Genomic DNA, 25,921 nt, shown 5'->3' with positions numbered 1-25,921 from the left:
TGTCTCCCTCAGATTTCGTCAGCGAAGTGTTTCATGACCAGACGGATCGGGTTCGGGGCCGCCTGCCCCAGACCGCAGATCGAGGCATCGCCCATGACCTGGCACAGATCTTCCAGAAGATCCTGATCCCACTTGTCAGCCTGCATCAGCTTCACAGCCTTTTCGCAGCCCGCCCGGCAAGGCGTGCACTGGCCACAGCTTTCATCTTCGAAGAAGCGCAGCATGTTCAGCGCGGCATCGCGTGCGGTGTCCTGATCGGACAGAACCACCACAGCGGCGGATCCGATAAAGGTGCCATGTGGCTGCAGCGTGTCAAAATCCAATGGGATATCGTCCATCGACGCAGGCAGCAGACCCGAGGACGGACCGCCCGGCTGATACGCTTTGAAGGTCTGACCTTCGATCATGCCGCCAGCGGCCTCAATCACGTCCAATATGGTCGAACCCGCAGGCAGCAGGTAAACACCCGGCTTGGCCAACCGCCCCGAGATTGAGTAGCTGCGCAGACCCTTGCGACCATTTTTTTCGACAGAGTTCAGAATCTGCGGCCCTTCGCGGCAGATCTTTGAGACCCAATACAGCGTCTCGACATTGTGCACCAAGGTCGGACGATTAAAGACCCCAACCTGCGCCACAAACGGAGGACGGTGGCGCGGTAGGCCCTTCTTACCCTCGATCGACTCGATCATCGCGGATTCTTCACCGCAGATGTAAGCACCAGCGCCTCGGCGCAGGTCAATGTAACCCTTTTCGACGATCCCGGCCTCTTCCAACGCGGCAATCTCGCGGGCGAGGATTTCAAGCACCGCAGGGTATTCATCACGCATGTAGATGAAGCACGTCTCTGCCTCGACCGCCCATGCAGCGATCAGCATACCCTCAAGGAAAACATGAGGCGCACGCTCCAGATAATAGCGGTCTTTGAAGGTACCGGGCTCGCCCTCGTCACCGTTCACGGCCAGATAGCGGGTGCCTTCGTTCATGCGAACAAAGCCCCATTTCTTGCCGGACGGGAAACCAGCACCACCCAGACCGCGCAGGCCTGAGGACAGAACGTCTTCTTGTACTTTCTCCCAGTCACCTCTCTCGCGCAGCTCTTTCAGCTTGGCGTAGCCACCGTTTGCCTCATAGGCGGCAAAGGTTTCGTAATCGGGCAGATGGGCGTGAGTATCACCGGCGGCAATTGCGGCCTGCACCTTTTCAGGAGTCGCATGGTCGATGTGGTTGTGACCAATCTCTAGCACCGGGGCGGTATCGCAACGCCCCATGCAGGGCGCGCGCACCACACGCACTTCGGATGCGTCCAACCCGTCTTCCAGAGCTTTTTGCAACTGCTGGGCACCGGCCATTTCGCAGGACAGAGAGTCACAGACTCGGATCGTCAGCGCGGGCGGAGGCACCTCGCCTTCTTTCAACACGTCGAAATGGGCGTAAAACGTCGCGGTCTCATAGATCTCGGCCTGACCGATCCGCATCTCAACCGCCAACGCGGCGATATGGTCGGCGCTGATATGGCCGTGTTCATCCTGGATCAAATGCAGAAATTCGATCAGCAGATCGCGGCGGCGCGGGCGGTCGCCCAGCAGGCGCGCAATCTCGGCCTGCGCCTCATCCGTGAACTGACGGCCTTTGGGCGAATGCCGCCCTTTGCCTTTACCTGACTTCCAGACGCCCTTGGGTGCGCCTGATGGCTTGGTATCTAATGGTGCCATGATGCCCTCCGATTAAGGCTCCGTGTCTCATCAGAATAGCATATCGTCAAATCGCTTATCGCTATCGCACGATAACGACACCTTATCACCGCAAAGACGTCACCACAGCGCGCAAAGCCCCAACCGTTGGCAATTCCGGGTCTCGGCTTAAGGTGGCCAGACAAATCGGTTTACTTACAACAGGATCGACCAGAGGCAGCACTTTCGTACCCTTAAGATCACCCAGCGCCCGAACCAGAACGCGGGGCACAACGGTGGCTGCCAGCCCTTCACGCGCCATGACCATTGAGGCGGTAAAGCCACTGGTTTCGGCGACCACTTGGGGATGGAGCCCCTGCTCAGCGAAGATGCGGTCCAGAATGCGACGGTTCTGCATCTGCGGCTCAAGCAGGCTGAGTGGAAACTCGGCGACTTGTGTCCATGGGATCGGTCCGGTTTCATCGGTCATATGTGACGGGATCAACAGCACGTAAGTCTCTTCGTACAACGGCTGCACCTGCCGCAGATCGGTGCCAATGCTGTCGCCATAGGTAATCCCCGCATCCAGACTACCCTCGTCCAACCGGTGCTGAATGGACGAGGCCGACATGGTTTCGATCCGTGTGACAACGCGCGGATGCGCCTGATGCAGCCGCTTGATCAGCCGTCCGGTAAAGGCAATCGCGGTTGGGATCACACCCAGTTTGAGTGTTCCGGTAATCTCACCCTTCGAGGCCAGAACCTGCTGTTCCAACGCCTTTGTCTCATCCAGAATGCGTCGCGCACGTTGGACGATCATCTCGCCTTCTTCGGTCAAGCCCTGAAACCTGTTGGCGCGGCGCACGATGGAGACACCCAGCCGGTCCTCGAGATTCCGAATGCGCATGGAAAACGCTGGCTGAGAAATACCGCATTCTTCGGCCGCTTTGGCAAAATGACGATGCCGCGCCAGAGCGTTGAGCAGTTGGAGGTCACGGATTTCGATCATTTGGAGTTTTCTCGGATGGCATGTTGCAAATTACACTATCGAGGTTTGGGCCAAAGAGAAAAGCGTGAGTATGTGGAGGGCGCACGGTCAGCGTACACTTAGTCAACCGGAGTTCAGAGCCTGCTGTTCAGGGAAAAGGCTACCCGCCTTGCAAGCATTTCAACCGGCTTGAGACTTGATCCTCTTTCGAAAGCGCCATCCTTTTGCGCCCAAATATCAGACCCACACAGATGAAGTACCATCGAAAGAACCATGGGGCGACAATCGCCAGTCCACCAACCCCCAGAACCGTTGAGGTTATTGCGCCAATCACGCCAGCGTTCTCAAGTAGCCAGACGCAGAAAATACCAATAGGGATCATGGGTAAAAAGAACCAAACCCATAACGTTCCAAATGTAAAAAAGCCCATAACAGGCACTTTCTTCGCAACTTTCAGTGCCCAAGCTTCATGGCGTGTGAAACGCAACTTCAGAGAGTGGGCCATCCTTCCAACAATAGTGGAACAGTGAAGCGCAGTCTCATCAATCTCTGTCATGAAGTCGAGGTGTCCTCAGGTGTTGAACAAGAAGTGCATCACATCGCCGTCTTTGACGATATAGCCCTTACCTTCGGCCCGCATCTTACCCGCCTCTTTCGCGCCCTGTTCGCCATTCGCGGCGATGTAGTCGTCATAGGCGATGGTCTCAGCGCGGATGAAGCCTTTTTCGAAATCTCCATGGATCACACCAGCGGCCTGGGGCGCAGCGGTGCCGGTGCGGATGGTCCAGGCGCGGGCCTCTTTCGGGCCAACGGTGAAATAGGTTTCCAATTTCAGCAGGTCGTAACCCGCGCGGATCAGACGGTCGAGGCCGGGTTCTTCCAGACCCATTTCTTCCAGGAACATCTGGGCTTCGTCTTCTTCCAGCAGGCTGATCTCTTCTTCGATCTTGGCGCTGATGATGACGTGGGAATTGCCCTGAGCCGCAGCCATTTCAGCCACGCGGGCGGAATATTCGTTACCCTCGGCGGCTTCTTCCTCGGATACGTTGCAGACATAGAGAACCGGTTTTGTGGTCAGCAGCTGCAGCATCGTCCATGCCTTGGCGTCTTCGTCGGAGACTTCGACCAGACGCGCGGGTTTGCCGTCTTCCAGCATCGCCTGCGCTTCAGCCAGTAAACGTTCCTGCTGCTGCGCCTCTTTGTCATTGCCTTTCAGCTTTCGCACCAGATTGGCGCGGCGCTTTTCGATGCTTTCCAGATCGGCCAGCATCAGTTCGGTCTCGATGGTATCAGCATCGGCCACAGGATCGACGCGGCCGTCCACGTGGGTCACATCGCCATCTTCGAAACAGCGCAGCACATGTGCAATCGCATCAGTCTCGCGGATGTTGGCCAGAAACTGGTTGCCCAGCCCCTCGCCCTTCGAGGCGCCCTTCACCAGACCAGCGATATCAACAAAGGTCATCCGCGTGGGAATGATCTGTTTCGAGCTTGCGATCGCCGCCAACTTGTCGAGCCGATCATCGGGCACGGCAACATCACCCACATTGGGTTCGATTGTGCAAAACGGGAAATTCGCCGCCTGAGCAGCTGCGGTCTTGGTCAGCGCGTTGAAGAGGGTCGACTTACCCACATTCGGCAGACCCACGATTCCCATTTTAAAGCCCATGACGGCCTCCTGCATACCATTCGAGCGCTGCTTCTATGCAGGTCCGAGGCAATGCGCAAGCCGGACTGCAAAAGGCGCCGCTGATCCGAATTACAACATCACGACCCAGTTGCGCATTCGTGATCTTGCCCGGATTGAAACCAACACACTAAGCTCACCATGTAAGACTTTGTGAACAAACAAATAGTGAATATGAGATATGAAGTATTTAACTGCTACCGTTGCGCTGTTTTTAGCTGCCCAAGCGGCGCACGCTCAATCCGTTGTCTTTGGCGCCGGGTTCTCGGATTTTTCTGACAGCCTTTCTGACGATGAAGCCGTAATCTCGCTCGAATACCATCACCGTCCCTTTCACGAGGCCACGCGTTTTTCCGCCACATGGGGTGGTGCCCTGACCATAGATACCGCCGCCGACGTTCATATCGGGATTGGCCTGATCGGGACATACACCTTTGCCGACCGTTGGTTCGTCGAAGGAAGCGTTATGCCCGGGTATTTTTCAGAAGGTGACGCACTCAACGATCTGGGTGGTGAATTCCAGATTCGTAGCTTGCTGGGCCTCGGTTACACATTGAACAACGGCAACAGCGTGTCCCTGGCAATTACTCACAAATCGAACGCAAGCACACAGGACGATAACCCGGGCGTCAACTCCGTTTTGCTGCGGTATCATTACGCGTTCTGAAGCAATCTGCCCCGGCGGGATTGATTTCCCCTCAAAGTTTCTGCACATCAGGCCTGAACCTGATTGCAAGGACAGCTTATGACCCGTATCGACGCCAAGTTCGCCGCTCTGAAAGAACAGGGAAAGAAGGCGTTCGTCGCCTACATCATGGCCGGTGACCCGGATTTCGAAACCTCGCTTGAAATCGTAAAGGGCCTGCCCGGCGCAGGTGTCGATGTCATCGAACTGGGTCTGCCCTTTACCGATCCGATGGCAGACGGCCCGACGATCCAAGCCGCCGGTCAACGCGCACTGGACAGCGGCATGACTTTGCAGCGGACTTTGGATCTGGCCCGCGCGTTCCGCGAGACCGACGACACCACTCCGATTGTGCTGATGGGCTACTACAATCCGATCTACAGCCGCGGCGTCGATAAGTTCCTTGCAGATGCCAAAGAGGTCGGAATTGACGGTCTGATCGTCGTCGACCTGCCGCCCGAGGAAGACGAAGAACTGTGCTTGCCTGCGCAGGCTGCTGGATTGAACTTCATTCGTCTGGCCACGCCAACCACCGATGACAAACGCCTGCCCCGCGTTCTGCAGAACACGTCGGGTTTTGTGTATTACGTGTCAATCACCGGCATTACCGGTGCGGCCGAAGCCCAAGCTACAAATGTTGGCCCCGAGGTCGCCCGCATCAAATCCGCAACCGATTTACCAGTGATCGTCGGGTTCGGGATCAATACACCTGAAAAATCACAGGCAATCGCAACTGTTGCTGATGGTGCAGTGGTCGGCTCCGCTATCGTCAGCCAGATCGCTGCGGGCAAGCCCACCGGTGAAGTTTTGGATTTCGTGAAATCTCTGGCTGACGGCGCCCACTCGGCCTGAGCGAGGCCTGATCAAATTTCAACGTGGTCGGCCCTGTCCGGCCGCGTTTTTTTTCTTGCCCGGAATTCGTGGCGTCGCATCGCAAAGTCCCGACGTTGCGAGGGCCTCAAATGGTTGGTAACAAAAAGAACCAATTCCGCGAAGGCCGAAACAAATGCCCGTTATTACCAATATCGACGACCTGAAACGCATCTACGAACGCCGCGTGCCGCGCATGTTTTTCGACTATGCCGAAAGCGGCAGTTGGACCGAACAAACCTTCCGCGAGAACAGCTCGGATTTCGAAGATATCAGGCTGCGCCAGCGGGTCGCCGTGGACATGGACGGACGCTCGACTGCAACGCAGATGATCGGGCAGGATGTTGCGATGCCGGTGGCTCTGGCCCCAGTTGGCTTGACAGGCATGCAGCACGCGGACGGTGAGATGAAGGCCGCAAAGGCTGCCGAGGAGTTCGGCGTGCCCTTCACCCTGTCGACCATGTCGATCAACTCGATCGAGGATGTCGCAGGGCATACAAGCAAACCCTTTTGGTTCCAGCTTTATGCAATGAAGGATCAGGATTACGTCGGTCGCCTGATCCAGCGCGCCAAGGATGCTAAATGTTCCGCATTGGTGATCACCCTGGACCTGCAAATTCTGGGGCAGCGCCACAAAGATCTGAAAAATGGCTTGTCCGCGCCTCCGAAACTGACAGCCAAGACAATCGCAAACCTCATGACCAAATGGGCTTGGGGGATAGAAATGCTGGGCGCACATCGGCGCGAATTTGGCAATATCGTTGGTCATGCCGAAGGCGTTTCTGATGCCTCATCGCTGGGCGCGTGGACGGCCGAGCAATTCGACCCCAGCCTCGATTGGAAAAAGGTCGAAAAGCTGATGGAACAATGGGGCGGCAAGGTGATCCTGAAAGGCATTCTGGATGCCGAAGACGCGAAGATGGCGGCTAAGCTGGGCGCAGATGCCATCGTTGTTTCAAACCACGGCGGGCGACAGTTGGACGGGGCGCTCACTTCGATCCGCGTTTTGCCTGAAATCATGGACGCAGTTGGTGATGACGTCGAAGTCCATCTGGACAGCGGCATCCGGTCCGGGCAGGACGTTCTCAAAGCGCTGGCACTTGGGGCCAAGGGTACTTACATCGGTCGCGCTTTTGTCTATGGACTGGGTGCGATGGGCCAACAAGGTGTCACCACCGCTCTGGATATCATCCACAAAGAGCTGGATACCACGATGGCCCTGTGCGGCGAGCGGGATGTGAGCGGCCTGGGTCGCCACAACCTGCTGATCCCCGAGGATTTCGGCGGCCGATGGCAAGCCTGATCTCGCAAAACCTTTCAGCAAGCCATGTTAAATGGGGCTCTACACCTACCGCAGCAAGCTGCGAATCCCCCGGGATATTTTCTGCCAGATGAAGCAGGGGATCCGCTCTTCATCTGGCCCCAAATATCCCGGAGCACGAGGCAGATCCTCGCAAAATATGAAGACCGCTAAAAACCCCTTTCCAAACCTGACAATTCAAGCTAAGGACGCGGCTTCACGCGGGCATACAGCCTTGGAGGATGCCCGCCCTAACATTGGAGAATTATCATGGCTGGAGAGATTCCTGATCTCGTAGCTCTGGAACGGACGGGGACAGGCAAGGGCGCCGCTCGTCAGGCACGCCGCGACGGCATGGTTCCGGGCATTGTATTTGGTGGCGACAAAGAACCGCTGCCGATTCAGATCCCGTTCAACGAACTGTTCAAGCGCCTGAAAGCTGGCCGGTTCAAGTCGACCCTGTGGAACCTGAAGGTTGAAGGCCAGGAAGACGTCCGCGTCATCTGCCGCGACGTTCAGCGTGACGTCGTCAAAGACCTGCCGACCCACCTGGATCTGATGCGCCTGCGTCGCACCACCAAGATCGCGCTGTTCATCCCGGTTGAGTTCATCAACGAGGAAGAAGCACCCGGCATCAAAAAGGGCGGCGTTTTGACGGTTGTCCGTCCGGAAGTCGAACTGCTGTGCACCGCAGGTGATATTCCTGAGAAGATCACTGTTGACGTGACCGGAATGAACATCAACGACGTTGCCACCATTTCATCGGTCGAACTGCCCGAAGGCACCAAGCCGACCATCGATCGTGACTTCGTGATCGCGAACATCTCGGCACCGACCGGTCTGGTAACGGATGATGACGAAGAGGGTGAAGAGGGCGAAGTGGCCGTAGACGAAGTTGAAGTCGTCGGTCAGGAAGCCGAAGAATAAGTTCAGGTTTCAGTACCTTGAAATTGAAACGGGGTTCCTTTGGAGCCCCGTTTTTTTGTCGAATGCGGATCTTCGCACTTGCTTGCCGCCGGCACCGTCATTCGCTCAGGCAGGTTGAAATCACGGCCCTACTGGCCAGGCGCGCCTCACTTGCTGCTGTTAGCGACAGGCAATGGCAGACGAAGTCTCACTGGAATTCCGATCCAATTCGGGGCATGAGGAAGCAAGTCGTACAATGACGCGCGGAGCAGAACCATGAAACTTTTTGTCGGGCTGGGCAATCCGGGGCAGAAATATGCCCGGAACCGGCACAATATCGGCTTTATGGCACTGGACAGGATTGCCGACGATCACGGTTTCGGCCCGTGGAAATCAAAGTTTCAGGCAGAAATCGCCGAAGGGCGACTAGGTTCGGAAAAGGTGCTGCTGATCAAGCCACAAACCTTCATGAACCGCTCGGGTCAATCCGTGGGTGAGGCGATGCGCTTTTATAAGCTGGACTCAACCGATGTGACCGTTTTTCACGACGAGCTGGATCTTGCGCCCGGTAAGGTGCGTGCGAAAGCAGGTGGAGGTCACGCCGGGCATAACGGTCTGCGGTCGATCCATGACCATATCAGCCCGGCCTATGATCGAGTTCGTCTGGGCATTGGGCATCCGGGCCGTAAGGAACTGGTCTCACCATATGTCCTGGGTGACTTTGCCAAGGCAGATTCGGATTGGCTGGAAGACGTCTTGCGGGGGGTTTCCGACGGTGCCGGTCATTTGGCAGATGGCGATGGTGGCAAATTCATGAACGCGGTCGCATTGCGCACCGCGCCTCCACGGTCATCGAAAACCGCTGCGGCCTCCTCGAAATCGGTCCCTGCAGCGGCGCCTGAACCCGAGGCGGACACCAGGTCCGCCATGCAAAAACTGATGGACAAGTTCAAGTAAGGCCAACGATGTTGCCGCTACGTCTCAATTGCGAACTGCGCCAGTCCGCGCTCCAATGCACACCAAAAGCGGGAGGTAACATATGCGAACCCTGATGAAATGGGTGCTGCGCATCGTTTTGATGTTGGTGCTGGCAGCGGTAGTCGTTGGCGTTTGGAAGCGCGAAGAGATTCAGCGCCTGATGGCCGTGAACTCTTTGTTTTCCGAAGAAAAGATCATTCACAACTTCTCTCACATGGATGACGCCTTTCTGACTGTCGACATGCCAAGAGGGGAAGGCGCGACATTCGAACTGCCCTACGGCCCCGGTTTTGACCTGCCCGAGGGCACGGACAAATGGGTCGAAGACCGGGTCGTAACCTCTTTGCTGGTGATGCAGGACGGGCAGATCAGGTTCGAAGAATACTATTTGGGAACCGCCCCCGAGGATCGCCGGATATCCTGGTCGGTCGCCAAAAGTTATCTGTCCGCCCTGTTCGGCATCCTGATGGCCGAAGGCGCCATCGACTCGCTGGACGATCCGGTGGTCAAATACGCCCCGAAACTGCAGGGGACGGCCTATGACGGCGCAACGATCCGCAATGTTCTGAACATGGCCAGCGGTGTGACCTTCGACGAGGACTATCTGGACTACAACTCCGACATCAACCGAATGGGTCGCGTCGTCGCCCTGGGTGGGGAGCTGGATGACTTTGCCGCCTCGCTGAACGAAACGTTCGTCGAGCCCGGCGAGACATGGCAATATGTCTCGATCGACACCCACGTTATCGGCATGATTGTTCGCGGTGCGACGGACCGGTCTGTGGCTGACTTGCTGACCGAAAAGATCATTGAACCTCTGGGCCTTGAACGCGACGGCTACTACGTAACCGACGGCGCTGGCGTGGCTTTCGTCTTGGGCGGGTTGAACTTCACAACTCGCGACTTTGCCCGGTTTGGACAGATGATCCTGCAAAACGGCGAGCATAATGGCCAGCAGATCGTGCCCGCCGAATGGATTGCGGAATCCGTTTTTCCCAGCGCGCCCACCAAAGCCGGAGAGATCGGGTATGGCTACCAGTGGTGGATCCCCGTCGGCGCGCATGAAGGCGAGTTTCTGGCCCGTGGCGTTTATGGTCAGTACATCTATTTCGACCAACCGCGCGGTGTTGTTATCGTCGCAACCGGGGCTGATCGCAAATTCCGTGACGATGGCGTCAACGAAACAAACATAGAAATGTTCCGCACAATCGCCCAAAGCCTGTAAGGTGTGCCCATGCAAAAACTGGACAGCATAAACGTTCTGGGGGGCGTCCTTGCGCCCTGCTCCCGCGATCCACAGACCGGGTTTTTTCGGGACGGGGCTTGTAACACCTGCGCCGAAGATCAGGGCAGTCACACGGTCTGCGCGGTCATGACGGCCGAGTTTCTGGCCTATTCCAAATATGTCGGCAATGACCTCAGCACACCGCGCCCCGAGTTCGATTTTCCCGGTCTCAAGCCCGGCGACAACTGGTGCCTGTGTGCCGGTCGGTTCCTGCAGGCCCATAACGAAGGCTGCGCGCCCAAGGTTGATCTGGAGGCCACGCATCAGCGGGCGCTGGACATCGTCCCTATTGGAATCTTACGCGAAAATGCCGTCGAACCTGATTGACCTCAGGGGCAAAAAGACATCAAAGAAACCCGCCAGCCGACACTTTGTTTAGCAAGCGCGAAACCGTCAAAAAACGAGGTAGGCTATGAGCTTTATCGCCATGAACCGCTTCAAAGTCCGTTTGGGCAGCGAAGCCGATTTCGAATCCGTTTGGAAAGACCGCGAAAGCCGGTTGAAAGAACTGCAAAGATTTCAGGAGTTCCGCCTTCTGAAGGGCCCCGAGGGCGACGGGTATCGGCTGTATTCCAGTCATGTGATCTGGGACAATCGCAGCGATTTCGAGGCCTGGACCAAATCCCAACAATTCCGGGATGCGCACAAAAACGCTGGCAACGGCAATACCCAGTCGGCTCTGATGGGACCACCTCAGTTCGAGGGGTTCGAAACGGTTTTGCATCAGAACTGATCAATCCATGTCGCCAACACCGGATTGATGTTTACACGGCGCGCGCCAGATAGCCGCGCGATGTGCGCGAGGGCGGACCAGTTGGAAAACTGTGCTCCGCCTCCAACAACCACCCCGCTTCCTTAAGCATCTTGGCCACCTGTTGCGGTCTGTACGACCGGTGACGCCATTGAAGCCAGATAATCGCGTTGCACCAGTGTGGTTTGCTGACGACCAGCCACAGCTTTGCCGCTGGCGTGGCCTGCCTACGCATGTGGCGCAGGGCATCGGTAGGGTTATCGCAATGTTCAAGGACATGGGCTGCCAGAACGCAATCAAAAGGCTGGGCTGGTGGAAAATCCTCCAACCGGGATCGCGCGGTATGGGTTGTAACGCCCCTTAGGCCCAGCGCACCCTCGGCCTGGTTCAGCATTTTCCCGGATGGCTCGAGCAGAGTGACCCGAGCTTCGGGCTGAATGACCGCGCGTGCCTCGGCAAAAGCGCCTGTCCCGCACCCCACATCCAGCCCGTTCCGGCCTAGATCATCTGCTGAACCGATCGACAGAAACCCCAGATAGGCGTCAAAATAGCCCAGCAGACGCATCTTATCCGCCCAGCCGGGGGCCGCGGCATCGTATTTTTGAGCGATTTTATCTGAACTGGACGCGTCCTGCATACCACGCAGCGTGGCATGAAAGACCCGGGACGCAAAGCCCCGGGTAATTGTTAGCCAGCCGTACGACCTTCGGTGTCGGACATATCAAAGTTCAGGTACTTGGCGACCGTCTGTACGTCCTTGTCCCCGCGACCGCACATGTTCATGCAAATCAGGTGATCCTTGGGCAGTTCGGGCGCAATCTTCATGACATGCGCCAACGCGTGGCTGGGCTCCAACGCAGGGATGATACCTTCGGTTGCACAGCACAGCTGGAACGCTTCCAGCGCCTCTTTATCGGTGATCGAGACATAGTTCGCGCGACCGATGTCATTCAGCCAGGAATGCTCGGGTCCAATGCCAGGGTAATCCAAACCGGCCGAGATCGAATAGCCTTCAAGGATCTGGCCGTCATCATCCTGCAGCAGGTAGGTACGGTTTCCGTGCAGCACACCCGGACGACCGCCGGTCAGCGAGGCACAATGTTCCATCTTTTCGTTCACGCCTTTGCCGCCAGCCTCGACACCGATGATGTTGACGCTCTTGTCGTCAAGGAACGGGTAGAACAGGCCCATCGCATTCGACCCACCGCCGATGGCGGCGATAAGCGTGTCGGGCAAACGGCCTTCGGCCTTTTGCATCTGTTCCTTGGCTTCCTTGCCGATGATCGACTGGAAATCACGCACCATCGCCGGATACGGGTGCGGGCCCGCCACGGTACCGATGCAATAGAACGTATCACGTACATTGGTCACCCAGTCACGCAGCGCGTCGTTCATCGCGTCTTTAAGAGTTCCACGGCCTGAAGTGACCGGAATAACTTCGGCACCCAACAGGCGCATACGGAAGACGTTCGGTGCCTGACGCTGCACGTCATGCGCGCCCATGTAGACCACGCACTTAAGGCCAAACTTGGCGCAGACGGTGGCGGTGGCCACGCCGTGTTGCCCTGCCCCGGTTTCCGCAATAATTCGGGTCTTGCCCATGCGCCGCGCCAAAATGATCTGGCCCAGAACATTGTTAATCTTGTGGGCGCCGGTGTGGTTCAGTTCGTCGCGTTTCAGATAGATTTTCGCGCCGCCCAGATGCTCAGTCAGGCGCTCTGCGTAATACAGCGGCGAAGGTCGACCAACATAGTTCGCCCACAGATCGTCCATCTCGGCCCAGAAGGTCGGATCATCCTTGGCCTTCTCATATTCCTCTTCCAGCGACAGGATCAGCGGCATCAGCGTTTCGCTGACAAACCGTCCGCCGAAGATGCCAAACCGGCCTTGCTCGTCGGGACCGGACATGAAGGAATTGAAAAGATCGTTGGCCATGGGTGTCTCCCTCGTCGTACCCGTTGTTCATAGGAGGTGCTGCCAGGTTTTGCCATGGCAAAACGTATCATTTCGCGGGCCTGTATCGATGCTTCCAGATCCGCAGGGCCTGTTCTTCGGTCGGCACCGCGATGCATGAGAAATGATGGAACTCATGCGTGATGGACAACCGGTCCGATGCCTCAAGAACGCGCCTGTGTGGTCCCGAATGGGCAAATGTCAGCATGGCCTCGGCGTCTTGCCAAACACTGAGTGAAAAGTAGAGCCCACCGTGAGGGAACATCTGCGCATGCTCGCATAATAGATCCCCTCGCGCCTGCTTCAACGCTTGCCCGGCCCGCCAAAAGAACTCTGGCGAGTTGTACCAATGTTGCAGGGAAACCCCACCAATCGCTGCAATCATCTTTGTTCCTCCCCAGCGTTATATACGGGGGAGGTCAGCATGCAGATCAATGAGTGGCGGATACGAATTCGGAAATCTTAAGGGTATCTTTAACTCCCGGCGCGCTTTCGACACCCGAAGACACATCGACTTGTTTTGCACCGGTCATCCGGATCGCCTCGGCAACGTTGTCCGGGGTAAGTCCCCCGGCCAGCATCCACGGCTTTCGCCAGTATTTCCGGCCTGCGAGCAATCTCCAGTCAAAGGCAAGCCCATTGCCGCCCGGCAGTTCGGAGGTGCGCGGCGGCTTCGCGTCGATCAGCAATTGATCAGCCACTTCAGAATACAAATCAATCGCGCTCAGATCCTCAGCCTCGGCGATGCCGATTGCTTTCATCACCGGCAAGCCAAACCTGTCGCGAACCTCAGAAACACGCTGCGGTGTTTCTTTGCCGTGCAGTTGCAACATGTCCAAGGGCACGCTTGCGACGACGCGGTCCAGTTCAGCGTCCGTCGCATTCACGGTTAGGGCAACCTTTGCCACGCCTGCCGGCACCAGCTGTGCCAATGACGCGGCTTCATCAATGCCCAGATGCCGTGGCGATTTTTGGAAGAAGACAAACCCGACATATCGCGCGCCAGCGTCAGCCGCAGCGCGCACATGATCAGGTGCGGTCAGCCCGCAGATTTTAACAGCTACGTTCGTCATAAAAGTGCCTTAGCTGGCTTCGTCCAGCAGAGCCAGAACGTCGTCCTTGCCCTCGTTCTGCTTTTTCTTGAGCTTCTTGACCTCACGCTCAAGCTTGCGCACTTCTCCGGTCTTGGTCGAGGCATCGCGGCGGTGTTTGTGCTCGCGCAGCCATTCCCACAGGAAGCCGATGATCAAACCGGCCACGACGCCGCCCAGCACCACGATGAACAATGGCAAAGACGTTGAGAAATTGAGCCCCAGCAACTCGGCCAGGGCATCCGGCATCAGTTTCAACTCGACCATCTGGCGATTGGCCAGCGAGATTGACACAAGAACGATCCCGAGGATCGCCAGGAAAGCATATCGAAGGTAACGCATCATGGTGTCAGGCTTTACCGTTCAATCGGTCCCTTAGCAACTTGCCAGTTTTGAAGAATGGAACACATTTTTCTTCGACCTGCACGGTCTCACCCGTACGAGGATTGCGGCCAACACGCGCATCCCGTTGTTTGACCGAGAACGCACCGAAGCCGCGCAGTTCAACACGGTCGCCACGCGCCATGGCATCTGTCACTTCTTCGAACACGGTATTCACAATCCGCTCGACATCACGCTGATAGAGATGCGGGTTTTCGTCGGCGATTTTCTGAATCAGTTCTGAACGGATCATGAGTGTTACCCTCCCAGGCGACCGGTTAGCCATGTCTATACTTCTGGACAGTATAGGAAAAAACCGTGATCGGGGGAACGTAAACTCTGTGTGCAAAGCATTCATTTTACAGCAAAGTCGCGCGATTTTTTGCTTGTTCAGGCAAAATCCGCTCTTAAAGCGTGAACGACGGCCGTAATAAGCCCAAATTTTGGAACATATTGATTCGCAACAAAAACGGCCCCGCGCGTCTGCACGGGGCCGTAAATTCGGCTGAAAATCCAGCCTGAGCTTAGTCGCCGGATTTCAGCGCTGCACCCAGGATATCGCCCAGCGATGCGCCCGAGTCGGAAGAACCGTACTGTTCCACGGCCTCTTTCTCTTCGGCGATCTCACGTGCCTTGATCGACAGACCCAGACGGCGAGTCTTGCTGTCGACATTGGTGACGCGGACGTCGATCTTGTCGTTAACCGAGAAACGCTCGGGGCGCTGCTCTGCACGGTCACGCGACAGGTCGGAACGACGGATGAAGGACTTCATGCCTTCGTATTCCACCTCGATGCCGCCATCTTCGATCGCAGTGACTTCGACAGTGATGATCGAACCGCGCTTCACGCCGCCAACGGCTTCTGCGAACTTGTCACCACCCAGGGCTTTGATCGACAGCGAGATACGCTCTTTTTCCACGTCAACTTCCGAGACAACGGCCGAAACCATGTCGCCTTTGCGGTAGTTCTGGATCGCATCTTCGCCACGTTCGTCCCACGACAGGTCGGACAGGTGAACCATGCCGTCGATGTCGCCTTCGAGGCCAATGAACAGACCAAATTCGGTGATGTTCTTGACTTCGCCTTCGACTTCGGTGCCCTCGGGGTGTGTTTCTGCAAACACTTCCCACGGGTTGCGCATGGTCTGCTTCAGGCCCAGAGACACGCGACGCTTGGCGCCGTCGATTTCCAGAACCATGACGTCGACTTCCTGGCTGGTCGAAACGATCTTGCCGGGGTGGACGTTTTTCTTGGTCCAGGACATCTCGGACACGTGCACCAGACCTTCGACACCGGCTTCCAGCTCGACGAACGCGCCGTAGTCGGTGATGTTGGTGACGCGACCCTGATGGACCGAGCTCAGCGGATACTTGGCAGCAACCAGATCCCATGGATCTTCCTGCAGCTGCTTCATGCCCAAGCTGATGCGGTGGGTCTCTTTGTTGATCTTGATGACCTGAACCTTAATGGTTTCGCCGATCGTCAGGATCTCGGACGGGTGATTCACACGACGCCATGCCATGTCGGTGACGTGCAGCAGGCCATCAACGCCGCCCAGGTCAACAAACGCACCGTATTCGGTGATGTTCTTGACCACGCCTTCGACGGTCTGACCTTCGGTCAAGTTGCCAATGACTTCGGCACGCTGTTCGGCACGCGATTCTTCCAAGATTGCACGGCGCGAAACAACGATGTTGCCACGACGGCGGTCCATTTTCAGAATCTGGAACGGCTGCTTCAGGCCCATCAGCGGGCCAGCGTCGCGTACGGGGCGGACGTCAACCTGCGAACCGGGCAGGAACGCAACTGCGCCACCCAGATCGACGGTGAAGCCACCCTTGACGCGGCCAAAGATTGCACCTTCGACGCGTTGGTCGTCGGCATATGCTTTTTCCAGACGGTCCCATGCCTCTTCACGGCGGGCCATCTCGCGCGAGATAACGGCTTCGCCACGGGCGTTTTCTGCGGCGCGCAGGTAGACTTCTACCTCGTCACCAACAGCGATTTCAGGAGCTTCGCCGGGATTCGCGAATTCTTTCAGATCAACGCGGCCTTCCATTTTGTAGCCAACGTCGATGATGGCTTGGCCGGCTTCGATCGCCAGTACCTTGCCTTTGACAACAGAACCCTCTTCGGGCGTGTCCATTTCGAAGCTTTCGTTCAGGAGGGCTTCGAATTCCTCCATGGTTGTATCAGCCATCTGGCAGTGTTTTCCTTTACATACGTTTTTACTGGCCGAGCGGTTGTCTCCGCCGGTCTTGTTTCATGGTGTCATCGGACGTGACCCGGTGCGCCGCTGAGCAAACAAACACAAAGGGCCGAGGTTACCCGGCCCTGCTCAGTAACGTCATCCAGACGTTGACCGCCCTTGTGTTGACAGCGCGCGTATATGCGGAATTCCCGACATGTGCAAGAGGAAAGCCTTAATATACAGGGCATCGAACCCCGTCACACCCGCAGCGCCTTGTCCCAGACGCATCCGTCCCGTTGCAGCATGGATTGCTCAAACGCATTCAATTGCGAATAGGCATCATCGGGATCATGCGCGCCGCCTACTTTATGCCAAATGCGCAGCGCCGAGGCCGGGCTCCACGGCAAACAAGCCGAGGCAAGCCACAATCGCAATTCGGCAGGCAACGCGTCATAGGCCTGCATTGGCGATCCCGTCCGCCGGCGGCGTTTGATCCGGCTGCGCGGGTTTCGGTTCTTTCGGCGGTCAGTCATTTTGCGCTCCTTTCATCGGCGCGCGCGAACCTAGGCTTTCAGGCGTCAGTGGATATCGCCATGCTCGCTCGATCATTTTGCTATGTTATTACATTATTGATATCCGAATGCAACCGCTCTCGTTAGGCGCATTTCCCGAATCCTGCGAAGAATGTCGCGTTTCGAACAGCAAAGTCAGCGCCAATTGCAAAGCTTTGAAAAAGTCGGAGGATCTCATGCGTCAAGACCTGAACTTTCTCGTCATCATTTCAGACGAACACCGCAAAGACGCGATGGGATGCGCTGGCCATCCGATTGTCAAAACGCCCAATCTGGATGCACTGGCCGCGCGCGGCACGATGTTTCAGTCCGCCTACACGCCCTCACCCATGTGCGTACCCACACGGGCGGCGCTTGCGACCGGAGACTGGGTTCACACAACAGGAAACTGGGACAGCGCAACACCCTATGACGGGCAACCGCGCAGCTGGATGCGGCAGGTGCGCGATGCCGGGGGCGAAGTCGTCTCTATTGGAAAACTGCATTTCAGGTCCAACGAAGACGACAATGGCTTCTCGCAGGAAGTCTTGCCGATGCACGTGGTCGGAGGTGTCGGCTGGGCCGTTGGGCTTTTGCGCGAAAACCCACCAGACTATGATTCGGCATCCGAGCTCGCGGGCGATGTGGGCGTCGGGCCCAGCACCTACACCGATTACGATCGGGACATTACCGCAGCAGCCGAGACCTGGCTGGCCGATCCCACCCGCCAGGGAAAACCCTGGGTAGCATTTGTGTCGCTGGTCAGCCCACACTATCCCCTGACCTGCCCCAAGGAATGGTACGACCTTTACGATCCAGCTCATATGGATTTGCCGGTCGGGTATGGCAAAGGGCTGCCCGATCATGAAGAGCTGCGCAACATCGCCGCGTTCTTCAACTATGAGGACTATTTCGACGAACAGAAAATGCGTGAGGCGAAAGCGGCTTATTATGGTCTGACCTCATTGATGGACGATTGCGTGGGGCGCATCCTGAAAGCCTTGTCCGACAGTGGTCAGGCCGAGAATACGGTCGTGATCTATGTCTCGGACCACGGTGACATGATGGGGGATCAGGGGTTTTGGACCAAACAGGTGATGTATGAGGCCAGTGCAGGAATTCCGATGATCGCGGCCGGCCCGGGTATCCCGTCGGGGCGACGCGTCACCACATGTACCAATCTGATCGATATCGCCGCAACCGCCCGGGACGTCTGCGGCGTCGAAGCCGACGACGGCAACGCGGGTCAACCCGGCTTGTCTCTGATCGAGTTGGCAAATGCGCCGGACGACCCCGACCGAACCGGCTTCAGCGAATACCACGATGGTGGGTCAAAAACCGGCAGTTTCATGGTGCGATGGGGCGAATGGAAATACGTCTATTATGTCGGACAGCCCCCGCAATTGTTCGACCTGTCAACCGATCCTCAAGAACAGACCAACCGCGCGCTGGATCGGGTAAATGACCCGCAGGTTCAGACTGCGCTGGTCGAAGGGGAACGCCGTCTGCGCGAAATCTGCGACCCCGAAGAGGTCAACTCCCGCGCCTTTGCCGATCAACGCAAGAAAATCGAAGACCTAGGCGGAGAAGAAGCCTGCCGCACGGCCTTTGTCTTCAATCACACGCCGACCCCGTCCGAGCAGGAAAAGCTGCGTGAAGGACCCGCGCTTTAACGCAGGTATTTTGCATTTCTCCAGTGGGTCCTCGGTCCGCGCAGCGCAGTTCAATGCTGCCACCACCGCAAAGCTGCGCGGAGCGCTAGGACCTTCTAGAACAGTTGCAGGTCCTTCTTGCCGCTTTGGATTTCGGCAAGGTTCGGCATGTTCTGGATTGCCACGGGTGCAAGTTGTTCGCCCGGCATCGCGACGGTCGGTTGCATCGCAGCCGCCATACCAAAGGCTGGGGGTTGCTCCAGCTCTCCTCGGATATCGCGCAGCAGTGTTTTGTGATCCGGCATCGCCTTGAGGATCTGCGCAAGATCCACCTTCGCGCCCTTCCACCACTGGAACCAAATCGGTTTCTTCAACGGCCGCAGACGATCACGGATGCCAGCCCCATAGCCGGTGTCATAGACCTGCTTGCCCAAAAGAACCGTCTGATAAACGCGGAAATTAAACAGTGTGGCGAACTCGATATCGTGTTCCATGGGCAGGCGGTGCTGCCACAATTCCAGGTTTTCGGCCAAACGATCCGGTATCTTCATCTCTGTCCGCGCATCGATCCAATATTGATCATCCGTGCGGTTGCCCAGGCGATAGTGCAGACAGATGAAATCCAGGACCTCGTCATACATCTTGTTCATTTGCCGGTTATATCTTGCCCGCAGCGATGGTTCGATGTCGCGTGTAGGCAGGTGTTCTGCGAACCAGCGTACCGCATGATCAACCATATGGATTGCGGTACTTTCCAACGGTTCAATGAACCCGCCAGACAAACCGATTGCCAGACAGTTCTTGACCCAGGCATTGCGCACGCGCCCGATGCGCATCGGGATCACGCGCGGTGTCAAACCTTTGCCGCTGTCGCCTAGCCATTCGAGATATTCATCTGCCGCCTGATCATCCGTGCGATGCGCCGATGAATAAACGTAGCCCGTGCCCACACGATTGTAGAGCGGCACCCGCCATGTCCAACCGGCACCCAGCGCGGTAGACCGGGTGACGCTTTCGATTTTCTCTGGGTCGGGATGTTCAATCTGCAACGCCATGGCGCGGTCGTTGGGCAGGTAATCCGAGTAATCCATAAACGGCTCACCCAGTGCTTTGTTGATGATCAAACCGCGGAACCCGGTGCAATCTATGACCATCTCGATGTCGTGGCGGCCCTTACGCTCTAACATCAGATGGCTGACATTGCCCTTTTCATCCAGCTCAACTGCCTGCACCTCATCCTGAATGTGCTCCACCCCGCGCTTGGTGCAGACCTTGGTCAGCATGCCCGCAAATTTCACAGCGTCCAGATGATATGCATAGCCAAACCGTTGCTCGAACTCGGGCTGACCCAGCGGTCGCCCGCCCTTGCACAGGCGGGCCAGATCGTCATGCGGCGAGATGGATTGCGTAAAGTCCCGATCGCCATTGCCAAAGCGCAAGAAGTATTCGGCGGCTTCCAATCCTTCCAACAACTGACCGTGGGCAAAAGGGTTCACGTAGTCGATGCGATTGCCCTTTGCGTCCTTGTTCCAATTGCAGAACTTCACGCCCAGCTTGAACGACGCATTGGTCTCGCGGAAAAAATCCCGCTCGGAAATGCCCGCCTGACGCAGCGTGACCGGCATGCGCGGCACCGTGGCCTCACCTACGCCAACGGTGGCGATATTGGGGCTTTCGATCAGGCAGATGCGCGGGCGATCCTTGGGGGCTGAAGTGCGTGACAACACCATGTCCAAGATCAGCGCGGTCATCCAACCCGCCGTGCCACCACCCACGATAGTGATTTTACGCAAACGATTATTCATATTGTTCTGTCCCTGTTGGCTTGAGGGATTTTTTGGCTGCTTCCCCTTTTTGTTTTTGAGGATTGTATGGCAGCCTTCCCTTCTGGCATGGGCAAAGCATAGCAGGTTTCCTGCATCCAGCTAGGGTCTTGGAGGCTCTGAACTGAATGCACGATCCTTCTTCGGGCAAAGCGACGCACGGTCACCCACCCCGACGCACGGTCACTCGCCCCCTGGCCCAGGGCAGCACACATAACCGCAAAGCGTTCAAGGCAAACCGGGCCGCCGATACACCGCAGCTTCTGCGCGGCAACTTGAAATCAGAGCAAACGCAATTCCCGGGCGCGTGTCAGATTTCCTCACCTTTTTTCAAAAGTTCTTCGATCAGATCGCGCTGCAGATCCTGGCTGTCGCCCCCTTCGAACTCCGCCGCACCACCGGTGTACAGGGTGCCATAGGTCTTGGCGATGTTCACTGTCTGGGCCAGCCCCGAGATCAGCTGGTTCTTGTCCAGCCGCGATAGCGGATGGATGTACGCAGCCCACAAGATACCGTTCGCAAGAGCGTAACGCGCGTCCAGCGTACTGTCAAAATTCGCCTGCATCACGCGTTCAAGGTCAGCGGGCGACAAATCTTCGGCGCTGCCAATCGCGACCATGGCCCGCATCCGGTCCGCATTGATATCCGTAACGACCAGCACCGTTACGTCCCCAACCTTCAGCTCAAACCCCGGTCCAAACGGTTTCGCGTCAGGATCGAGCGCAAAGATGATCTTTCCCAACCGCTCATACGTCATTGGGGGTTCCGGCTCAGCCGTCTCTTGAGCCAATGCACCTCCGGCAAGGAAAATCATCAATAAGGCTAGTCGGATCATGGCATCGCTCCTGCAGGCTATAGACCGACAATAGGGTCGAGGCGCAGACCTGACCAAACAAAGCTTGGTGAACAGTATTTCGAAGGCACCGACAGCTTTGAACGATCTGCAAGATACTCAGGGCTTTCTGCGATAGCTCGTTCAGAACCGAGTTCCTAGCTTTGGTTCAGCGGCTGGCAGACCTGCTGGCCGGATACTGAACCGAAAGGAAACACAAATGAAGTCTCTCGTTCTTGCCACCCTGATCGCCACATTGCCCCTGATCGCAGCCCCGGCCTTTGCTGCGGATGAGATCAACGTATCAAACGGTATTTCTGCCGCCGGTGCGCCGCTTGCCGCGCATGGGGTCGATCTGGTGACTCTCGTTAACGACGGCAACCCGGTCGATGGCTTTGCCACCCACTCGGCCACTTATGACGGTGCATCTTATTACTTCACCAGCGCCGCCAACCGCGAAGCGTTCGAGGCCAACCCGGCGGCCTACCTGCCACAACATGGCGGGTTCTGTTCGTTCGGCGTTTCTGTCGGCAAAAAATTCGACGGCGATCCGGATCAATACCTGGTGGCTGACGGAAAGCTTTATCTGTTCCTGAACGCAGATACTCGCGCGGCGTTCCTTGAAGATGTTTCTGCCACATCCGAAACCGCTGACAATCAGTGGTCCAAGATCAAAAGCATCGCGGTCGGAGAACTGTAATCTGGCCAAAAAGACCAAGGCCTGCACGGTTACGACCGTGCGGGCTTTTTTGCTTCAATGACCTTGATAGCTTTTTCCAACGCGGCTTCGACGCTCAAATCTGACGTGTCCAGCAGGACTGCATCCTCTGCTGGCTTCATCGGCGCAGTGCTGCGTTCCGTGTCCCGCGCGTCGCGCTCTTTTACGTCCGACAGCACCTGTTCACGCGAGATATCATTCCCCTTCGCGATGAGCTCAAGGAACCGACGCTCGGCCCGAACTTCAGGGCTGGCGGTGACGAACAGTTTCACCTCGGCCTCGGGGCAAATCACAGTACCGATGTCGCGACCATCCAGCACCGCGCCCCCGCTGCGGCGCGCAAACGCCCGCTGGAAGTCAACCAACGCGGCCCGAACCTCGGGGATCACGGCAACTTTTGAGGCTGCTTGCGCAATCTCGGCCGTGCGCAAATCGCCCTGCTCCAACTCTTCGGCGGTCAGGGCGTGCGCTGCCGCAATCGGCTCCAGTCCCTGCAAAGTCCGCCTGCCGACCGCGCGGTACAAAAGCCCGGTGTCCAGATGCGCGAAGCCAAACCGGGCCGCGACCGCTTTTGAGATCGTGCCCTTGCCCGCCGCCGCAGGCCCGTCAATGGCGATTGTGAACTGCGAATCTGACATCAAACCTACCGATTATTACGCTGCAACTTCGCACCCAACGTGGCCATCAAAGGTTCAAAAACCGGGAACGAGGTGGCGATCGGGCCCGCATCGTCGACGGTTACACCCTTTTTGGCCCCCATCCCCAAAATCATGAACGACATGGCGATCCGGTGGTCCAGAAAGCTTTCGCAGGTGCCGCCACCGGGGACGTTGCCGATGCCCAGCCCTTCAACCGACCACCATTCATCACCTTCTTCGACAGTTACACCATTGGCGCGCAGGCCCCGGGCCATTGCGTCGATCCGGTCGCTTTCCTTTACGCGCAGTTCTTTTACCCCGCCCATCATCGTGACACCGGTGGCATTTGCCGCAATCACGGACAAAACCGGGTATTCATCAATCATCGAGGCCGCGCGTTCCGGTGGAACATCGATCCCCTTCATATCCGGCGAGTACTTTGCGCGCAGATCGGCGACAGGTTCGCCGCCCTCTTCGCGCTCATTCTCATAGGTCAGGTCTGCACCCATCTCGCGCAGCGTAGTGAACAACCCCGCACGGGTGGGGTTCAGACCGATGCCCGGCACCAAAACGTCCGACCCCGGCGTGAGCAGCGCCGCGCAGACCGGAAAGGCCGCGCTGGACGGGTCGCGTGGCACGGCGATGACCTGCGGTTTCAACTCGGGGCGACCGGTCAGAGTGATAACCCGGCCCTCATCAGTGTCCTCAACAGTGATTTCCGCACCAAAGCCCGCCAGCATCCGCTCGGAATGGTCGCGTGTGGCCTCTTTCTCGATCACCACAGTTTTGCCGGGGGCATTGAGGCCAGCCAGCAGCACCGCAGATTTTACCTGGGCGGAAGGCACGGGTACCTCGTAGCGCACCGGCGTGGAGTCAGCCGCGCCAACGATAGTCATCGGCAAGCGCCCCCCTGAACGGCCCACCGATTGCGTTCCAAACAGCGCCAGCGGATCTGTGACCCTCGCCATGGGGCGTTTGTTTAGGCTCGCGTCGCCCGTAAAAGTCGCCGAAATCGGACAGGTCGCCATGGCGCCCATGATCAGCCGAACGCCGGTGCCCGAGTTGCCGCAATCGATCACCTGATCGGGTTCAGCAAAGCCACCGACGCCCACGCCGTGCACGGTCCATTCGCCGCCACCGTGATCGGTGACTTCGGCCCCGAAGGCGCGCATGGCCTTGGCGGTGTCCAGAACATCTTCGCCTTCCAACAGGCCAGAGATCCGGGTCTCGCCCACGGCCATCGCGCCCAAGATCAGCGACCGGTGCGAAATAGATTTGTCACCGGGCACCTCTGCCGTTCCGGTCAGCGGGCCGCAGGGATGCGAGGTCATCGGGATGGGCGTGCCGTGTCCGGACATGGGGGCTCCTGTTTTCGCTATCAGTTCAAGGCGGATTAGCGAATTGGGGCCGGTTGGTCCAGCCGCAATCAGTCTTTGCGGCGGAAGGTCAGGTAGTGTGGCGTACGGCCTTCACGCAGGGCTTTCTGTTCATAGCGGGTGGAAATCCAGTCATCCCACGGCTCGCGCCAGTCGGCGGGGCGCTCGGCCAGCCATTCGAACCAGGCGCGTGGCACTTCTTCCAACGTCTGGCGCACATAGTCGGGAATGTCCGTAGCAACGCGGAAAATAGACCCCGGCTTAAGGGCACGGGCCAAAGGCTCCAGATGTTCCTGCGTCACAAAACGGCGCCGATGGTGCCGTGTTTTTGGCCAGGGATCAGGATAAAGTAGGAAAGCGCGTGAGATGCTGGCCTCCGGCAGAACATCGAACAGATCGCGCACATCGCCCGGATGCACCGCCAAATTTTCGACCCCGGCCTGACGAATCTTACCCAAGAGCATAGCGACGCCGTTGATATACGGTTCGGCCCCAATAATGCCGATATCGGGGTTGCTGGCAGCCTGGTGCACAAGATGCTCACCCCCACCAAAGCCGACCTCAAGCCAGACGTCCCTGCCATCGAACAGAGCGTTCAGATCCAGCGGATGGCGTTCGGGATTGGTTTCCCAATCCACCGCACCCGGTGACAGTGCATCAAGGTCTTCGTTCAGATACGTCTTTTGGCTGGGCTTCAGGGTTTTTCCCTTGAAGCGGCCATAGAAGTTTCTGCGCGGGCGATCGGGTATCATGAGCTGTTTTCCAAACTTGGCAGAGCGCACACCCCTTACGACAACGCGTATCCAAAGCCAATCAGTTGATCGCCTGCTCGATCTTCAAAACGTTTTGCATCATCAACGCTCATTTCATCCTGAAACGAACCCACTTTCCCGCGACGGAAGAACTGCTTGTCTTTTGGCCAATCTTTGTTCTCCAAACCATGTTTTTTCTCTTTGTCTTTGAGAACCGAAAAAGTCGTCTGAGCCGCAATTTCCGAAGCGCGCGTAGCGGTTGCGTCAGCACCGATGAAGTCAGCTATTCGCGCAATTTGATTTTCGGCATCGTCAAGCAGATCTTCATACCGCAGCAGCATTTTTTCGGCGTTGAACTTATTGTCGTTCCAAGCTGCTGCGTGGCCCCACCAGGTAGAGTAAACGTCACTGTTTTCATCCATCAATTCGTTCAGCGTACCTTTGAACCCCAGTGCCTTTCTGAAATGATAATATGACACCATCGCGTCGCGCCCGTCGCGAACAAGATGAATAACCTTTCTGAAATTTGGCTGAGGCAGATTGTGGGATTTCACAATCATCTGTTCGGAGTACCGCCTGACGAATCGAGACCTGTGAACATCCGGAACCAGATCTTGTACAATTTTGTCCGACGCGATCGAAGTGTCGACACCGTAGTATAGGTTTGCGACTATAAACTGGCACCAGCTGTTGCCAGATTTGGGCCATCCGACGAAGGCGACATCAATCGGCTGAACAGCCTCAGCACTACATCTGCGAAAGCCGTCCTCAGCGAGGATGGCTTCCACTTGTTTGTCTTTCCAGTTCTTGACGAGGCGTTTAAGGCCCATCGGTGCCTCCAA

28 protein-coding genes are annotated in these 25,921 nt (G+C 57.2%); 10 read left to right on the top strand and 18 right to left on the bottom strand.

Annotated elements, in window-relative coordinates; genetic code table 11:
- Nucleotides 1–8: 8 nt before the first annotated feature.
- From DHN12_RS15230 to ychF, 4 genes are all read right to left on the bottom strand, one after another.
- Nucleotides 9–1,712: an NAD(P)H-dependent oxidoreductase subunit E gene (locus DHN12_RS15230; RefSeq protein WP_108860980.1), complete on the bottom strand. Its 1,704-nt coding sequence runs from the start codon at nucleotides 1,710–1,712 to the stop codon at nucleotides 9–11.
- An 85-nt stretch (nucleotides 1,713–1,797) separates the two neighbouring features.
- Nucleotides 1,798–2,679: a LysR family transcriptional regulator gene (locus tag DHN12_RS15225; RefSeq protein WP_108860979.1), complete on the bottom strand. Its 882-nt coding sequence runs from the start codon at nucleotides 2,677–2,679 to the stop codon at nucleotides 1,798–1,800.
- A 139-nt stretch (nucleotides 2,680–2,818) separates the two neighbouring features.
- Nucleotides 2,819–3,214, bottom strand: a complete 396-nt coding sequence (locus tag DHN12_RS15220) for a hypothetical protein (RefSeq protein WP_108860978.1) — start codon at nucleotides 3,212–3,214, stop codon at nucleotides 2,819–2,821.
- Between the two features lie 15 nt (nucleotides 3,215–3,229).
- Nucleotides 3,230–4,327: a redox-regulated ATPase YchF gene (ychF, locus tag DHN12_RS15215; RefSeq protein WP_108860977.1), complete on the bottom strand. Its 1,098-nt coding sequence runs from the start codon at nucleotides 4,325–4,327 to the stop codon at nucleotides 3,230–3,232.
- A 199-nt stretch (nucleotides 4,328–4,526) separates the two neighbouring features.
- On the opposite strand from ychF, the gene DHN12_RS15210 reads away from it, so the two are divergent.
- From DHN12_RS15210 to DHN12_RS15175, 8 genes are all read left to right on the top strand, one after another.
- Nucleotides 4,527–5,012: an acyloxyacyl hydrolase gene (locus DHN12_RS15210; protein WP_108860976.1), complete on the top strand. Its 486-nt coding sequence runs from the start codon at nucleotides 4,527–4,529 to the stop codon at nucleotides 5,010–5,012.
- A gap of 78 nt (nucleotides 5,013–5,090) precedes the next feature.
- Nucleotides 5,091–5,882 carry a tryptophan synthase subunit alpha gene (gene trpA / locus DHN12_RS15205; protein WP_058279481.1) on the top strand — a complete coding sequence of 264 codons (792 nt, stop codon included), beginning with the start codon at nucleotides 5,091–5,093 and terminating at the stop codon, nucleotides 5,880–5,882.
- A 154-nt stretch (nucleotides 5,883–6,036) separates the two neighbouring features.
- Entirely contained in the window at nucleotides 6,037–7,203 is a 1,167-nt protein-coding gene (locus DHN12_RS15200; RefSeq protein ID WP_108860975.1) for an alpha-hydroxy acid oxidase, read from the top strand.
- Between the two features lie 267 nt (nucleotides 7,204–7,470).
- Complete coding sequence (locus DHN12_RS15195) at nucleotides 7,471–8,127, top strand: 50S ribosomal protein L25/general stress protein Ctc (RefSeq protein ID WP_108860974.1); 657 nt, start codon at nucleotides 7,471–7,473, stop codon at nucleotides 8,125–8,127.
- Between the two features lie 255 nt (nucleotides 8,128–8,382).
- Nucleotides 8,383–9,063 (top strand): aminoacyl-tRNA hydrolase, encoded by a 681-nt coding sequence (gene pth, locus DHN12_RS15190; RefSeq protein ID WP_108860973.1) that lies wholly within the window; start codon nucleotides 8,383–8,385, stop codon nucleotides 9,061–9,063.
- Between the two features lie 82 nt (nucleotides 9,064–9,145).
- Nucleotides 9,146–10,309 carry a serine hydrolase gene (locus tag DHN12_RS15185; protein ID WP_108860972.1) on the top strand — a complete coding sequence of 388 codons (1,164 nt, stop codon included), beginning with the start codon at nucleotides 9,146–9,148 and terminating at the stop codon, nucleotides 10,307–10,309.
- Between the two features lie 9 nt (nucleotides 10,310–10,318).
- Complete coding sequence (locus tag DHN12_RS15180) at nucleotides 10,319–10,696, top strand: DUF2237 family protein (RefSeq protein ID WP_108860971.1); 378 nt, start codon at nucleotides 10,319–10,321, stop codon at nucleotides 10,694–10,696.
- Nucleotides 10,697–10,781: 85 nt separating this feature from the next.
- Nucleotides 10,782–11,102 carry an antibiotic biosynthesis monooxygenase gene (locus tag DHN12_RS15175; protein ID WP_108860970.1) on the top strand — a complete coding sequence of 107 codons (321 nt, stop codon included), beginning with the start codon at nucleotides 10,782–10,784 and terminating at the stop codon, nucleotides 11,100–11,102.
- A gap of 31 nt (nucleotides 11,103–11,133) precedes the next feature.
- Here the strand turns inward: DHN12_RS15175 and DHN12_RS15170 are convergent, their stop codons facing one another.
- The 8 genes from DHN12_RS15170 to DHN12_RS15135 all read right to left on the bottom strand — a co-directional run bounded on the left by DHN12_RS15170 (nucleotide 11,134) and on the right by DHN12_RS15135 (nucleotide 17,270).
- Entirely contained in the window at nucleotides 11,134–11,757 is a 624-nt protein-coding gene (locus DHN12_RS15170) for a class I SAM-dependent methyltransferase (RefSeq protein WP_108860969.1), read from the bottom strand.
- A gap of 50 nt (nucleotides 11,758–11,807) precedes the next feature.
- A complete protein-coding gene (trpB, locus tag DHN12_RS15165) occupies nucleotides 11,808–13,055 on the bottom strand; it encodes a tryptophan synthase subunit beta (RefSeq protein ID WP_108860968.1) in 1,248 nt (415 codons plus the stop codon).
- Between the two features lie 67 nt (nucleotides 13,056–13,122).
- Entirely contained in the window at nucleotides 13,123–13,458 is a 336-nt protein-coding gene (locus DHN12_RS15160; RefSeq protein ID WP_108860967.1) for a DUF3291 domain-containing protein, read from the bottom strand.
- Between the two features lie 46 nt (nucleotides 13,459–13,504).
- A complete protein-coding gene (locus DHN12_RS15155; protein ID WP_108860966.1) occupies nucleotides 13,505–14,146 on the bottom strand; it encodes a phosphoribosylanthranilate isomerase in 642 nt (213 codons plus the stop codon).
- Between the two features lie 9 nt (nucleotides 14,147–14,155).
- Nucleotides 14,156–14,506 carry a lipopolysaccharide assembly protein LapA domain-containing protein gene (locus tag DHN12_RS15150; RefSeq protein ID WP_058279540.1) on the bottom strand — a complete coding sequence of 117 codons (351 nt, stop codon included), beginning with the start codon at nucleotides 14,504–14,506 and terminating at the stop codon, nucleotides 14,156–14,158.
- A 7-nt stretch (nucleotides 14,507–14,513) separates the two neighbouring features.
- Nucleotides 14,514–14,798: an integration host factor subunit beta gene (ihfB, locus tag DHN12_RS15145; protein WP_037310872.1), complete on the bottom strand. Its 285-nt coding sequence runs from the start codon at nucleotides 14,796–14,798 to the stop codon at nucleotides 14,514–14,516.
- A 271-nt stretch (nucleotides 14,799–15,069) separates the two neighbouring features.
- On the bottom strand, nucleotides 15,070–16,746 hold the full coding sequence (gene rpsA, locus DHN12_RS15140; protein WP_058279471.1) for a 30S ribosomal protein S1: 1,677 nt from the start codon (nucleotides 16,744–16,746) through the stop codon (nucleotides 15,070–15,072).
- 248 nt (nucleotides 16,747–16,994) lie between these two features.
- The gene (locus DHN12_RS15135) at nucleotides 16,995–17,270 is read right to left on the bottom strand and encodes a DUF6525 family protein (protein ID WP_234416653.1); all 276 of its coding nucleotides are present in this window, start codon (nucleotides 17,268–17,270) and stop codon (nucleotides 16,995–16,997) included.
- 215 nt (nucleotides 17,271–17,485) lie between these two features.
- On the opposite strand from DHN12_RS15135, the gene DHN12_RS15130 reads away from it, so the two are divergent.
- A complete protein-coding gene (locus tag DHN12_RS15130; RefSeq protein WP_108860965.1) occupies nucleotides 17,486–18,961 on the top strand; it encodes a sulfatase-like hydrolase/transferase in 1,476 nt (491 codons plus the stop codon).
- Nucleotides 18,962–19,056: 95 nt separating this feature from the next.
- Here the strand turns inward: DHN12_RS15130 and DHN12_RS15125 are convergent, their stop codons facing one another.
- Both DHN12_RS15125 and DHN12_RS15120 read right to left on the bottom strand, forming a co-directional pair.
- Entirely contained in the window at nucleotides 19,057–20,745 is a 1,689-nt protein-coding gene (locus DHN12_RS15125; RefSeq protein WP_108860964.1) for a tryptophan halogenase family protein, read from the bottom strand.
- Nucleotides 20,746–21,073: 328 nt separating this feature from the next.
- Nucleotides 21,074–21,598, bottom strand: a complete 525-nt coding sequence (locus tag DHN12_RS15120; protein ID WP_108860963.1) for a hypothetical protein — start codon at nucleotides 21,596–21,598, stop codon at nucleotides 21,074–21,076.
- A 217-nt stretch (nucleotides 21,599–21,815) separates the two neighbouring features.
- Between DHN12_RS15120 and DHN12_RS15115 the strand changes: the two genes are divergently transcribed.
- The gene (locus tag DHN12_RS15115) at nucleotides 21,816–22,295 is read left to right on the top strand and encodes a YHS domain-containing (seleno)protein (protein ID WP_108860962.1); all 480 of its coding nucleotides are present in this window, start codon (nucleotides 21,816–21,818) and stop codon (nucleotides 22,293–22,295) included.
- A 29-nt stretch (nucleotides 22,296–22,324) separates the two neighbouring features.
- On the opposite strand, the gene cmk is transcribed toward DHN12_RS15115, so the two are convergent.
- The 4 genes from cmk to DHN12_RS15095 form a co-directional block, all read right to left on the bottom strand.
- Nucleotides 22,325–22,951, bottom strand: a complete 627-nt coding sequence (gene cmk / locus DHN12_RS15110; RefSeq protein WP_108860961.1) for a (d)CMP kinase — start codon at nucleotides 22,949–22,951, stop codon at nucleotides 22,325–22,327.
- Nucleotides 22,952–22,956: 5 nt separating this feature from the next.
- Nucleotides 22,957–24,309: a 3-phosphoshikimate 1-carboxyvinyltransferase gene (gene aroA, locus DHN12_RS15105; protein WP_108860960.1), complete on the bottom strand. Its 1,353-nt coding sequence runs from the start codon at nucleotides 24,307–24,309 to the stop codon at nucleotides 22,957–22,959.
- A gap of 68 nt (nucleotides 24,310–24,377) precedes the next feature.
- Complete coding sequence (locus tag DHN12_RS15100) at nucleotides 24,378–25,079, bottom strand: tRNA (guanosine(46)-N(7))-methyltransferase TrmB (RefSeq protein WP_108860959.1); 702 nt, start codon at nucleotides 25,077–25,079, stop codon at nucleotides 24,378–24,380.
- Between the two features lie 35 nt (nucleotides 25,080–25,114).
- Nucleotides 25,115–25,921, bottom strand: a complete 807-nt coding sequence (locus DHN12_RS15095; protein ID WP_234416652.1) for a sulfotransferase domain-containing protein — start codon at nucleotides 25,919–25,921, stop codon at nucleotides 25,115–25,117.

Source organism: Ruegeria sp. Alg231-54, from assembly GCF_900143525.1.
GTDB lineage: Bacteria > Pseudomonadota > Alphaproteobacteria > Rhodobacterales > Rhodobacteraceae > Ruegeria.
The sequence above is the reverse complement of the archived record's forward strand: the minus strand, read 5'-3'. Positions and strand labels throughout refer to the sequence as shown.

Excerpts from the sequence above, each read along its gene's own strand:
- DHN12_RS15130 (WP_108860965.1), top strand. The coding sequence starts at position 17,486 with ATGCGTCAAGACCTGAACTTTCTCGTCATCATTTCAGACGAACACCGC.
- DHN12_RS15185 (WP_108860972.1), top strand. The coding sequence starts at position 9,146 with ATGCGAACCCTGATGAAATGGGTGCTGCGCATCGTTTTGATGTTGGTG.
- DHN12_RS15125 (WP_108860964.1), bottom strand. The coding sequence starts at position 20,745 with ATGAATAATCGTTTGCGTAAAATCACTATCGTGGGTGGTGGCACGGCG.
- DHN12_RS15200 (WP_108860975.1), top strand. The coding sequence starts at position 6,037 with ATGCCCGTTATTACCAATATCGACGACCTGAAACGCATCTACGAACGC.
- DHN12_RS15155 (WP_108860966.1), bottom strand. The coding sequence starts at position 14,146 with ATGACGAACGTAGCTGTTAAAATCTGCGGGCTGACCGCACCTGATCAT.
- DHN12_RS15180 (WP_108860971.1), top strand. The coding sequence starts at position 10,319 with ATGCAAAAACTGGACAGCATAAACGTTCTGGGGGGCGTCCTTGCGCCC.
- aroA (WP_108860960.1), bottom strand. The coding sequence starts at position 24,309 with ATGTCCGGACACGGCACGCCCATCCCGATGACCTCGCATCCCTGCGGC.
- DHN12_RS15160 (WP_108860967.1), bottom strand. The coding sequence starts at position 13,458 with ATGATTGCAGCGATTGGTGGGGTTTCCCTGCAACATTGGTACAACTCG.
- DHN12_RS15135 (WP_234416653.1), bottom strand. The coding sequence starts at position 17,270 with ATGACTGACCGCCGAAAGAACCGAAACCCGCGCAGCCGGATCAAACGC.
- ihfB (WP_037310872.1), bottom strand. The coding sequence starts at position 14,798 with ATGATCCGTTCAGAACTGATTCAGAAAATCGCCGACGAAAACCCGCAT.
- DHN12_RS15100 (WP_108860959.1), bottom strand. The coding sequence starts at position 25,079 with ATGATACCCGATCGCCCGCGCAGAAACTTCTATGGCCGCTTCAAGGGA.
- DHN12_RS15120 (WP_108860963.1), bottom strand. The coding sequence starts at position 21,598 with ATGATCCGACTAGCCTTATTGATGATTTTCCTTGCCGGAGGTGCATTG.
- DHN12_RS15210 (WP_108860976.1), top strand. The coding sequence starts at position 4,527 with ATGAAGTATTTAACTGCTACCGTTGCGCTGTTTTTAGCTGCCCAAGCG.
- DHN12_RS15150 (WP_058279540.1), bottom strand. The coding sequence starts at position 14,506 with ATGCGTTACCTTCGATATGCTTTCCTGGCGATCCTCGGGATCGTTCTT.
- cmk (WP_108860961.1), bottom strand. The coding sequence starts at position 22,951 with ATGTCAGATTCGCAGTTCACAATCGCCATTGACGGGCCTGCGGCGGCG.
- DHN12_RS15115 (WP_108860962.1), top strand. The coding sequence starts at position 21,816 with ATGAAGTCTCTCGTTCTTGCCACCCTGATCGCCACATTGCCCCTGATC.
- DHN12_RS15230 (WP_108860980.1), bottom strand. The coding sequence starts at position 1,712 with ATGGCACCATTAGATACCAAGCCATCAGGCGCACCCAAGGGCGTCTGG.
- trpA (WP_058279481.1), top strand. The coding sequence starts at position 5,091 with ATGACCCGTATCGACGCCAAGTTCGCCGCTCTGAAAGAACAGGGAAAG.
- rpsA (WP_058279471.1), bottom strand. The coding sequence starts at position 16,746 with ATGGCTGATACAACCATGGAGGAATTCGAAGCCCTCCTGAACGAAAGC.
- DHN12_RS15175 (WP_108860970.1), top strand. The coding sequence starts at position 10,782 with ATGAGCTTTATCGCCATGAACCGCTTCAAAGTCCGTTTGGGCAGCGAA.
- DHN12_RS15220 (WP_108860978.1), bottom strand. The coding sequence starts at position 3,214 with ATGACAGAGATTGATGAGACTGCGCTTCACTGTTCCACTATTGTTGGA.
- DHN12_RS15225 (WP_108860979.1), bottom strand. The coding sequence starts at position 2,679 with ATGATCGAAATCCGTGACCTCCAACTGCTCAACGCTCTGGCGCGGCAT.
- pth (WP_108860973.1), top strand. The coding sequence starts at position 8,383 with ATGAAACTTTTTGTCGGGCTGGGCAATCCGGGGCAGAAATATGCCCGG.
- trpB (WP_108860968.1), bottom strand. The coding sequence starts at position 13,055 with ATGGCCAACGATCTTTTCAATTCCTTCATGTCCGGTCCCGACGAGCAA.
- DHN12_RS15170 (WP_108860969.1), bottom strand. The coding sequence starts at position 11,757 with ATGCAGGACGCGTCCAGTTCAGATAAAATCGCTCAAAAATACGATGCC.
- ychF (WP_108860977.1), bottom strand. The coding sequence starts at position 4,327 with ATGGGCTTTAAAATGGGAATCGTGGGTCTGCCGAATGTGGGTAAGTCG.
- DHN12_RS15195 (WP_108860974.1), top strand. The coding sequence starts at position 7,471 with ATGGCTGGAGAGATTCCTGATCTCGTAGCTCTGGAACGGACGGGGACA.